The following is a 10,358-nucleotide window of genomic DNA, read 5'->3' as shown; positions in this document are numbered from 1 at the left end:
CCGGTTAGCCACCGGGGCTTGCTCCTTCGTCGCCTACGCCCCGGCGGCTAACCGGCGGCCCGGCCGCGACCGGCCACTTCGTGGCCGCCGCTCCCTAGGGGTCGCGGGTGCGGGGCTGGTTGTGTGGTCATGGCGGATCTGGGGTGCACGGTGTGGCTGGGGGTGCGGACCGGGGGGGTCAGCGGAGCGGGCGGATGCCGGGGGTTCGGGGGTCGTTGCCTACGCAGGCGAGAATGGCGCAGCCGGGTGGGATGCTGGCGAACGGGGCGGCCAGGGGTTGGTTGAGGCAGTCGAAGACGGTGCAGCCGGGGTAGGCGCCGGGGCCGATGCCGAAGACGGCCAGCAGGATGTTGGCGTCGATGAGTTTGCCCGCGTCGAACTCCAGTGGGGGCTCTACGTACGGTTCGGCGGTCGGGGCCTGGGTGTCGGTGATGGCGGCGAACAGGCGGCGGAAGAACTCGTGGGGGAGCTCTTCGGCGTGGGCGAGGATGCCGCTCGGGCCGTAGGCGGTCTGGTTGCCGAACGGGCCCGTCCACATCACCGTCATGTCCAGGCTCGGCAGGAAGAAGACGTTCTGCAGCCCCAGTCCGGACATGAAGAACGTGTCGGCGGGCAGGAAGTCGGGGGATTCGCTGCAATCGGCGCCCAGCCAGAACAGGTAGCCGTAGCAGCTGTTCGCCGCCGACGGTGTGCGGGCTTCGCGCAGATAATCCGAGGAGATCACCCGGTCGGCGCCCCAGCGGCCGTCGTTCGAGACGAGCAGGCCGATCTTGGCCAGGTCGTTGGGCGGCAGCAGGAGATGGGCGTAGCCGTAGGTATGGCCGGATCGGTCACTTGCCCAGTAGTAGTCGCTGCGCGGGATGCCCAGCGGGTCGAACAATTCCCGCTGCGCGAACTGCTGTAGCGGTTCGCCGACGGCCAGCTCGATCACGTAGGACAGCAGGTCGACATTGCGCTGGCTGTAGCTGAACGTGGTGCCGGGCGGATTGGTCAGCTGCACCGACAGCGCCTGCACCGCCGAGTGCGGGTCGATGGGGATCACCGCGGTGATGCCCTCGGACAGCACTCCCACCTGCATGCCGGAAGTCTCGGTGAGCAGGTTCTCGACGGTGATCGACCGGTGCGCCGCGTCGCCGAGACCGGGCGGCAGGTAGCGGTCGATGGGGGCGGCGATATCGATTTTGCCTTCGTCGGAAGCGATTCCGGCCAGCAACGACACCACCGACTTGGTGACGCTCCAGATGTTCCACGGCGTATTGCCGGTCTCGTCGTTGCGCAGGCCCTCACCGACGAGGCAGTTGTGCCGGAAGATCTGGACGTTGAGCCGGTTGCGGGTGGCCGCGAACTGGAGTGCCGCTTCGAGTTTCGCCGAATCCAGCCCCACCTGTTCGGGCTCGGCGCGCTCCAGGTCGCGACCTGAGGTCACCTCGCAGGTCGTACTCGGCGCGGCGTGGGCCGGAACGGCGAATAGGCACGCCGAGGCCAGCACCGCAGCGATCGTTCCCGCGAAAACGCCCGTGATGTGCCGCATGCGGGCGAGAGTAGCCCGTGCCGCGCACCGTAACCCGTATAGCGTGGCCGCTGAACCCCCTAATCACAGGCATGTTCACTTCCCCGCAACACTGCGAATCCCGTACACCCCCGCGCCGGCCGCGAGCACTCCGAGCCCGGCCAGCACCGACTCGATCGGCAACGCGAACCCGACCACCACACAACCTGCCGCCCCGAGCACCGGAACCCAGCGCCGCGGCCTGCCCTCGGCGGCGGTCAGCGTGGCCGCCGACAGGTTGGCGATCAGGTAGTAAGCGAGCACCGCGAACGAGGAGAACCCGATCGCCGCGCGCAGATCCACCGTCGCCGCGAGCACCGCGACCACCACACCCACCGCGAGCTCGGCCCGATGCGGCACTGCGTATTTCGGATGGATCATCGCCAGTGCCCGCGGCAGATGCCCGTCGCGTGCCATCGCCAGTGAGGTTCGCGAGACCCCCAGGATCAACGCCATCAGCGAACCCGCCGCCGCCAGCACCGCCCCCACCCGAACCACCGGCGCCAGCCATCCCGCCCCCGCCGCCTCGACCACCTGCGCGAGCGGATCACGCGCGGCCGCCAGCCCACCCGACCCCAACGTCAGCAACGCGGCCACCGCCACCAGCGCGTACACCGCCAATGCCACTGCCAGCGCCAGCATGATCGCCCGCGGAATGGTCCGCTCCGGCGCACGCACCTCCTCGCCGAGCGTGGCGATCCGCGCGTACCCGGCGAACGCGAAGAACAACAGCCCCGCCGCCTGCAACACCCCGTACGGCCCGATCTCCTTGTCGAGAACCGTTGCCTCCGAATGACTCCCACCGACCCCCACCACGACAACCGCCGCCAGCACCGCCAGCACCACGCCCACGATCACCCGCGAAGCCAGCGCTGACTTCTGCACTCCCACATAGTTGATCGCCGTCACCACCACCACGGCCCCCACCGCGACCGCGTGCGCCTGCTCAGGCCACGCGTAACTCCCCACCGTCAACGCCATCGCCGCGCACGACGCCGTCTTCCCGACCACGAACCCCCACCCCGCCAGGTACCCCCAGAACGGCCCCAACCGTTCCCGCCCGTACACATACGTCCCGCCGGACACCGGATACAGCGCAGCCAACCGCGCCGACGACATCGCATTGCAATAGGCGATTACCGCGGCCACCCCCAGGGCGACCAGCAACCAGGACCCACCCACCCCCGCCGCAGGGCCCAACGCCGCGAACACCCCGGCCCCCACCATCGCCCCCAATCCCACCACTACTGAATCTCCCAGCCCCAGTCCCCGCCGCAACTGCCCATCCGAAGTCATGGACCCATCCTCGAGCACGCGCGCGTGCCCCGCGACCCGGATACGGCAAACGCCGCCAGGTCGATGAGGGTGACCTGGCGGCGTTCGAGTCGATGGGCCGCCTCGAGGACGGCCCGTCAGGGTGCCGACGCCCCACAAGCGCCTCTCGGCGGGTGGTCGCTCGTAGCGACAAATGGGGTGAGGCCCGGGGCTGTTCGGACGTCGACAGTGAGTCCAACCGCTGCTGCCGGTGAACTATTCCGGCGGCTCGATGTGATCCACACAACGACACGAGGCAGGTACGGCGTTACGCGTACCTGCCTCGTCTCATGGGTGGGCGAAGGGCCTGATTCCGGGCTCTCTCGTGGACGGTGTCAGGGGATCAGAAGTTGCTGAACCAGTACAGAAGGCTTGCCAGCAACCAGACGATCGCGGTTTCCATGGTCGATCTCCTTGCGTCGGTACTTCTATCATCGCCGAAAACCCGACTTCGCCGACAAGTTGTTCTTAAGAAGCTCTAGAGACCGACACCGCATTGTTGCTTCAGACACCGGAACAACCGGGTCCGATCGGTCTCGAGGGGTGATCGGTCGGACCCGGCGGTGCAGACCAGAAGGTGGCTCTTCCAGACGCTGAAGACGCACTGCCGACGGTAACCACACCGACGGGCTGGGCCGAACATGTTCCACGTTGTGTCGGTGAGTACGCGTGCCGGGCCGGTCGATCGAGGGGTGATCGGCCCGGGCGTTTGCGTATGGCCCGGATTCGGGTAAGTGTTGGGGGGTGGTCGATATTGCGGAGCACTCCGACGCGCTCGACCGTGCCGAGGCGCGGCTGCGCGAAGAATTCGCGACGATGTTCGAGCTGGAGACGATCCATCGTTTCCTGCATTCCTCCTACGAGAATTTCGCTGCTCGGGCGACGGTGACCATGTACCTACCGCTGCTGGCCGAGCGGTTCGGGCGCCAACGGTTGCAGGCGCTGGCCAAGATCGAGGGCAAGGTGGCCCGGCCGCGTCCGACGGTGCTGTTCCTGTGTACACACAACGCGGGCCGGTCGCAGATGGCGCTCGGCTTCTTCGAAGAACTGGCGCTGGGTCGAGCGGTGGCCTGGTCGGGCGGGTCGGTGCCGAGTGGGCAGCTCAATCCGGCCGCGGTGGCGGTGATGGCGGAGGTCGACATCGACATCTCGCGCGAGTACCCGAAACCGTGGACCGACGAGATCATCCGTGCCGCCGACGTGATCGTCACGATGGGCTGCGGCGATACCTGTCCGTTGGTGCCCGGGGTGCGTTACGTGGAGTGGATCATCGACGATCCGGCCGGCCTCGAGACCGAGCAGGTGCGGCCCATCCGCGACGACATCGGCCATCGCGTGACGGGCCTGCTCGCCGAGCTCGGCATCGACGTCACCGATCCCGTAGATACGCCACCCAGCTCCCGTACCGCGTGATGTCGGTGGCGGCGACGGCGGCGTCGTAGCTGCACGCGAAGCCGACCACCGCGCGTCCGTCGGAGAGATCGATACTGGTCAGGGCCATTGGCGGCGGTAGTTCGGCGAGGAATCGGCCGAGGCCCGCGGGGGAGACGAGGAACAGTTCGCCGAGGATCGGCGCGCCCTGTCCCGCACCGTGGCGGACCAGTCCGGGTTTGGCCGGGGTGGTGTCGAGGGCGGTCAGGCGATAGGCGTCGGAGGTGGTGATCTCGCCTGCGAAGCGGGCGCCGAGCTGTTCGAGTTGCCAGTGCAGCGGTTGGCCGCGCAGGTGGGCGCCGAACACGGCAAGGGGCACACCGGTTTCCACGAGAAGCGGCGCCGGGGTGCCGATGACGCGCGCGGCGAGGTCGACCGCCGACTGGTCGGCGAACGCGGGGACCACGACTGTCACGCCGAACGGCAGGCCATCGGCGGTCGGCTTGCCGGGGATCGCGACGGCGGCGAGGTCGAGGAGGTTGCAGAAGTTCGTGTAGGTGCCGAGCCGGCGGTTGATCGCGAGCGGGTCGGCTTCGACTTCGGCGATCGACGGGTGTTCGGTGGTGGTGGGGAGTAGGAGTCCGTCGAAGCCGGTGAGCAGCGTAGTCGCGGTGGTGCGGGCTCGGGCCAGGGCGTCCAGGTCCTGCGCGAACGCGTGCGCGTCGAGTTCTCTTGCGGCACTGATTATTCCGGAGACAGTGCGGTCGAGACCCGGTGCGCCCTTGTCGACGAACTCGCCGACCGCCGCGTACCGCTCGGCGACTATCGCGCCGTCGTAGAGCAGGCGGGCTGCGTCGAGAAGTGACGAGATGTCGATTTCGGTGAGGCGCAAGCCTTGATCACGCAGGGCCGCGACAGTTTCCGTGAACGCCGTTCGATAGGCCGGGCTCAGCGGCTCGAGGTCTTCGGGTCGGGGGATGGCGATCGCGGGCTCGGCGGATGCCGCGAGGCGGACGTCGGCGGGCCATTCGCGGCTGCGTGGGTCGCGAGAGTCCTTGCCCGCCATCGTCTTCGCGGCGGTGACCGCCAGGCCCAGGCCGGCGGCGAAAATGGTGACCGCGTCATAGTCGGCGCAGGCGGGGACGACGCCATGGGCGGGGATCACACCGAGCGTGGCCTTGATGCCGACGATTCCGTGCAGTGCGGCAGGTACGCGTCCCGAACCCGCCGTGTCGGTGCCGATCGCGAGGTCGGCGATGCCGAGCGCGACCGCCGCCGCGGAGCCGGAACTCGAACCGCCGGAGATCAATTCGGGATGAAGGGCATTGCGGACGGCGCCGTAGGGGCTGCGCGTGCCGACGAGCCCGGTGGCGAACTGGTCGAGGTTGGTCTTGCCCAGCACCAGCGCGCCCGCCGCGACCAGCCGCTGCACCGAAGACGCAGTTTCCGTTGCCTCGTAAGCGAATTCAGGACAGGCGGCGGTGGTGGGCAATCCGGCCACGTCGACGTTGTCCTTCACCGCGAGGAGCAACCCCGCCAGCGGCAGCTGCTCGCCCGCGGCGACACGGCGTTCCAGATCGACGGCTTCGGCCGTCAGCACCTCCTGGGAGCGCAGCGTGATCCAGACCTCGGGCCGATCCACCTCGGCGATTCGTGCGTAGGCGGCGGCGACCCGTGCGGTCGGGGTGGCAGACATAAACGCTCCTCTATTCACTCAGCGACATGGCGGCGACAGCACGCGAGATCCGCTCGAGCACCACATCCAGCGAATCGCCGATGTGGGTGTGCAAGAGCTGCTGGGCCAGTGTGAGATCACCGGCGAGGACGGCGTCGAGAATGCCGAGGTGCTCGCTGATCGTGGTCTCGATGCGGTTGTTGATCATGAAGTCGTACATGCGGACATGCCGGATCCGGGAGTTCACCGCCACCAGGGCGCGCACCATCTCGGCATTGCCCGCCGCGGTCAGCAGGGCGACATGGAATTCCTCGTCGACGACGACGAAACCCGGCTCCTGGGCGGGCGGGTCGGCCTGCAGAACCAGCCACTTCTGCCGCTCGGCGCGGAGCAGGGCGGTGTCGTGGGTGATCCGCGGATCTGCCCGCACCCGCGTCATCCCGCCCAGTTCCAGGGTCAGCCGCAACTCGTAGAGATCGCGAATCCGCGCCACACTCGGCCGCACCGGACTGAACCCGAACTCCTCGCGCTGCAACAGCCCGTCCGAGCAGAGCATGGTGAGTGCCTCCCGAACCGGCGTGCGGGAGATGCCGAATCTGGCCGACAGTTTGGGTTCGGTGAGCCGTTCCCCGAACCGGATGTCCCCGTTCATCAACTCCCCCCGCAACGTCGAGTACACGACGTCGCGCAACGGCCTTCCCGAGCCCTCGGCCGGTGCATCCACCCTTGTCGACATGGGTGTATACGCTATCGACCGCGAATTTCTATCAAGTGACAGAAAGTAAGCGCCACGTTATCCCTTGCTCACACCGAAACCCTCACCATCCAGAGCCTCGTGAAGGGAGAACTTCTCAACCAACCCCGAACACGCAGGCAACCCCACCCGCCACGGACACGCCCACACTCGAACCACGAGCCCACCGTCGCGCTCCCACCTCCGCTCACCCCGGAAGGGCGACCCCCATGAGCCCCATCATCCTGGCCCTCATCCTCGGCCTGATCTTCCTCACGGCCATCACCATCTGCTGGCCGAACCCCCTCGACCGCGAACCCCCACAGACAAGCGAAGAGCCCCTGACCAGTGAACTGATCAGGGGCTCTTCTGTGTCTCAACCAACACGTCGGGGTGACAGGATTTGAACCTGCGACCTCTTCGTCCCGAACGAAGCGCGCTACCAAGCTGCGCCACACCCCGTGAGGCGAACCTGAAGTAGCTTACAACGTGGGGTCGTGAAACGTTAAATTGGCTGGTCAGATGGGGGTTAGTCGAGGGATCTGATGGAGCTGAAGATGCGCTTGGCCTCGGCGGCGTCGATGGCGCCGGGAACGCCGGTGTCGGCGATCATGACCATGACGAAGCTGCCGTCCTTGGCGCCTTTGAAGGCGTAGGTGTAGACGGAGTAGGTGCCGGCGCAGCCGGGTTTGGGGGCGGGGACGGTGCCGGTGGTCTCGGTGAACATGCCCTCGGTTTTGCCGTCGATCGACTTCAGCGGCTGGGCGGGGCCGGCGGTGCCCTTCGAGCCCTGGTAGGCGAGGGGGGCGGCCTTGGTGCCGAGTTCGGCGCCCGCCGCGGCGTTGTCGGCGTTCTTGGAGCCGGTGAGCAGCGACATGGTGCGGGTGGAGTTCGGGCAGTAGTCGCGGCCGTCGGAGGCGTAACCCTTGCCGATCACCGAGTCGCCGGGGGGTTCACCGACGCCGCCGATGGTGGTTTCGGTGGCGACCTTCCAGCCTGCCGGGACGTCGTAGGCGGCGCCACGGTCAGGGGAAGCGACCACCTGGTAGCCCTCGATCAGGGGTTTGCGGTTCGACGCGGCGCCCGAGGGCGCGGGGGTGGTGGTGCTGGGTTTGGGCTTGCTCGACGAGGCCGGCGCCGGGGTGGTGGACAGGGCGCTGACCATCGAAGGAGTGCCGCCCGCGGTGGTGGTCGGCGCGTCGTCGCCGCGGGTGAGCGCGACCGCGGTGATCGTGCCGCCGACCAGAAGTAGCGCCGCCACACCTGCCGCGGCCCAGATCGCCGCCTTGTTCCCGGATTTCTGGTTGGGCGGGAGGGGCTGGCCGTACGTCTGGATGCCTTGGTGATCCAGCGGGGGGATTTCGCCGTATTGCTGCGGTGCCTGCTGCTGCCAGCCCGGTGCGCCGACCCTGGTCGGATCTGCCTGCCCGGCCGGCGCGCCCCACTGCTGCTGACCGGGCGGATTCGCCGGACCGCCCCACTGTTGCTGCGCACCGGCCGAGGGGCCGCCCCACTGCTGACCGGGAGGCACCGGCGCGCCCCACTGGCCCGGAGGCTGTTGTCCGGCAGTCGGATTCGTGCCCGGCTGCCACTGCTGATTCGAACCAGGTTGTCCGCCAGGAAAATTGGCGCCGGGAGCTACCGGTCCGCCCGGCTGCGGGGCCCCAGGGTGCCACTGCTGGCCAGGTTGCCCGGCAGGCGCATGTTGCCAAGGCTGATTCGAACCCGGCTGACCCACAGGCGGATTCGCCCCTGGCCAGGGTGTCGGCTGGCGCAGCTGGGTGGGGTCTGCCTGCCCTGGCTGCGGAACCTGCTGTCCCGCAGGAGGGTTACCGGAATCCTGCCAATCCTGCGGACCCGCCGGTGCCCACTGCGTGGGTTCGGGAAGTCCGGGTGGTGGACCGGATCCGTCCCAGCGCAGGGTCGGCGGGAGGCCGGTGCTGCCCGGCGTCCACACCGCGGTGGGATCTGGTGCGCCCGGATTCGGCTGTTCCGCAGCCGAATCCGGCGAACCGGGCCGCTGCCACTGCTGGTCGGGCTGGTCCGGTGCGCCGGACCCGCCGAATACGGTCGGGTCGTCGCGCCTGTCGTCGGATCCACTGCTCACGGTCGTCTCCTGATGACACCTCAATGACAATGTCGTTCGGAGCCAGACCCTAGCGGGCGACGGCCTCCGAGGTCGAAATGCCGAAGCCGGTGTCGGCGGACGGCCGCTTGGGCTGGGCGCCGACCAAGGTCAGCAGCGTGGCCTCGGGGCGGCAGCAGAAGCGGTAGGGCGCCCACGGCGAGGTGCCGATGCCAGCCGAGACGTGCAGCTGGGTGTGCTCGCCCCACTGCGAGGCGCCCTTCACCCGGGACTTGTCGATACCGCAATTGGTGACCAGCGCGCCGTAACCGGGAACGACCAGCTGCCCACCGTGGGTGTGACCGGCCAGCACCAGGTCGTAGCCGTCCTCGGCGAAGCGATCGAGCACGCGCGGCTCGGGCGAGTGCGTGACACCGATGCTGAGCTGGGCCAGCTGGTTCGGTGCGCCCGCGACCGTGTCGTAGCGGTCGCGCTGCAGGTGCGGGTCGTCGACGCCGGCACTGGCGATGCGGATGCCCGCCACCTCGAGGTCGCGCCGGGTGTGGGTCAGATCGAGCCAGCCGCGCTCGGTGAATGCCGCGCGCAGGTCCTTCCACGGCAGCGGATCGCCGTAGACGCGACGGTGATCTTTCTTGAAATACTTCAGCGGATTCTTCGGCACCGGCGCGAAATAGTCATTCGAACCGAACACGAACAAGCCGGGTCGAGCCAGCAGCGCACCGAGGGATTGCACCACCGCGGGCACAGCCTTGGGATGGGAAAGATTGTCGCCGGTATTCACGACCAGGTCGGGTTCGAGGCGGTCGAGTTCGCGCAGCCACTGCTGTTTGAGCTGCTGGCCCGGCATCATGTGCAGGTCGCTGACGTGCAGAATGCGCAACGTCGGCGAACCGGGCGCGAGCACCGGCATCGTGGCTTCGCGCAGGACGAACGCGTTCCGTTCGATCAGCGTGGCGTAGCCGATGCCTGCGACGGCGGCCCCGGCGGCTCCCAACGCGGTTCGGCGGACAGCGGACGTCGAGATAACGGGCATTTGCCCAGCATAGGCGACCCCCTCCCGGATCGGCGCGTGTGTTTCCGCACAAACGGTCTGGAATTTCCGTCGCGACGGAAATGTGATGGGACTCCACTGAGCGAACGACTACGGTAAACCGCATGTCGGAACTGAAAGCCAAGCTGCGCGCGGATATGACCACCGCGATGAAAGCCAAGGACAAACTGCGTCTCGCGACCCTGCGGATGCTGCTCGCCGCTATCCAGACTTCCGAGGTCTCCGGTACGGAGGCGCACGAACTCTCCGATGCCGATGTCGTGTCGCTGCTGCAGAAGGAAGCCAAGAAGCGCAACGAGGCGGCCGTGATCTACGAGCAGAACGGTCGCGGTGAACTGGCCGCGAACGAGCGCGCCGAGGAACAGATCATCGAGGAGTACCTGCCGACCCAGCTCGACGACGCGGAGGTGGCGCAGGTCGCCGATACCGCGATCGCCCAGGTCGCCGAGCAGCTCGGTGAGCGCCCGGGAATGAAGCAGATGGGGCAGGTCATGAAGGCCGCCACCGCGCTGGCCGACGGCAAGGCCGACGGGTCGCGGCTCTCCGCCGCGGTCAAGGCCCGGCTGTAGAACGAACGAA

General features: G+C 68.0%; 8 protein-coding genes and 1 tRNA gene. 2 read left to right on the top strand and 7 right to left on the bottom strand.

Going from position 1 to position 10,358, the window contains the following annotated elements:
• Positions 1-178: 178 nt before the first annotated feature.
• On the bottom strand, positions 179-1,531 hold the full coding sequence (locus tag ACWF99_RS16765; protein WP_378638702.1) for a serine hydrolase domain-containing protein: 1,353 nt from the start codon (positions 1,529-1,531) through the stop codon (positions 179-181).
• A gap of 75 nt (positions 1,532-1,606) precedes the next feature.
• Complete coding sequence (locus tag ACWF99_RS16760) at positions 1,607-2,845, bottom strand: APC family permease (protein WP_452536588.1); 1,239 nt, start codon at positions 2,843-2,845, stop codon at positions 1,607-1,609.
• A 762-nt stretch (positions 2,846-3,607) separates the two neighbouring features.
• Between ACWF99_RS16760 and ACWF99_RS16755 the strand changes: the two genes are divergently transcribed.
• A complete protein-coding gene (locus tag ACWF99_RS16755) occupies positions 3,608-4,276 on the top strand; it encodes an arsenate reductase ArsC (protein WP_452536586.1) in 669 nt (222 codons plus the stop codon).
• Here ACWF99_RS16755 and atzF read toward each other — a convergent pair.
• The 5 genes from atzF to ACWF99_RS16730 all read right to left on the bottom strand — a co-directional run bounded on the left by atzF (position 4,233) and on the right by ACWF99_RS16730 (position 9,761).
• Positions 4,233-5,930, bottom strand: coding sequence for an allophanate hydrolase (atzF, locus tag ACWF99_RS16750; RefSeq protein ID WP_452536584.1), 1,698 nt, complete (start codon positions 5,928-5,930; stop codon positions 4,233-4,235). The genes ACWF99_RS16755 and atzF overlap by 44 nt on opposite strands.
• A gap of 10 nt (positions 5,931-5,940) precedes the next feature.
• Positions 5,941-6,645, bottom strand: a complete 705-nt coding sequence (locus tag ACWF99_RS16745) for a GntR family transcriptional regulator (RefSeq protein ID WP_378661909.1) — start codon at positions 6,643-6,645, stop codon at positions 5,941-5,943.
• A gap of 385 nt (positions 6,646-7,030) precedes the next feature.
• Positions 7,031-7,104, bottom strand: a tRNA-Pro gene (locus ACWF99_RS16740).
• A gap of 67 nt (positions 7,105-7,171) precedes the next feature.
• Positions 7,172-8,749: a hypothetical protein gene (locus tag ACWF99_RS16735; RefSeq protein ID WP_452536581.1), complete on the bottom strand. Its 1,578-nt coding sequence runs from the start codon at positions 8,747-8,749 to the stop codon at positions 7,172-7,174.
• 49 nt (positions 8,750-8,798) lie between these two features.
• On the bottom strand, positions 8,799-9,761 hold the full coding sequence (locus ACWF99_RS16730; protein ID WP_101464816.1) for a metallophosphoesterase: 963 nt from the start codon (positions 9,759-9,761) through the stop codon (positions 8,799-8,801).
• 122 nt (positions 9,762-9,883) lie between these two features.
• On the opposite strand from ACWF99_RS16730, the gene ACWF99_RS16725 reads away from it, so the two are divergent.
• Positions 9,884-10,348 (top strand): GatB/YqeY domain-containing protein, encoded by a 465-nt coding sequence (locus tag ACWF99_RS16725; protein WP_378638716.1) that lies wholly within the window; start codon positions 9,884-9,886, stop codon positions 10,346-10,348.
• Positions 10,349-10,358 lie beyond the last annotated feature (10 nt).

This window comes from Nocardia sp. NPDC055002 (assembly GCF_053608825.1).
Note: the sequence above shows the minus strand (reverse complement) of the source record. Positions and strands in the feature narration are given on the sequence as shown.

Coding starts and splice junctions, on each gene's coding strand:
- ACWF99_RS16765 (WP_378638702.1), bottom strand. CDS start 1,531: ATGCGGCACATCACGGGCGTTTTCGCGGGAACGATCGCTGCGGTGCTG.
- ACWF99_RS16760 (WP_452536588.1), bottom strand. CDS start 2,845: ATGACTTCGGATGGGCAGTTGCGGCGGGGACTGGGGCTGGGAGATTCA.
- atzF (WP_452536584.1), bottom strand. CDS start 5,930: ATGTCTGCCACCCCGACCGCACGGGTCGCCGCCGCCTACGCACGAATC.
- ACWF99_RS16745 (WP_378661909.1), bottom strand. CDS start 6,645: ATGTCGACAAGGGTGGATGCACCGGCCGAGGGCTCGGGAAGGCCGTTG.
- ACWF99_RS16730 (WP_101464816.1), bottom strand. CDS start 9,761: ATGCCCGTTATCTCGACGTCCGCTGTCCGCCGAACCGCGTTGGGAGCC.
- ACWF99_RS16725 (WP_378638716.1), top strand. CDS start 9,884: ATGTCGGAACTGAAAGCCAAGCTGCGCGCGGATATGACCACCGCGATG.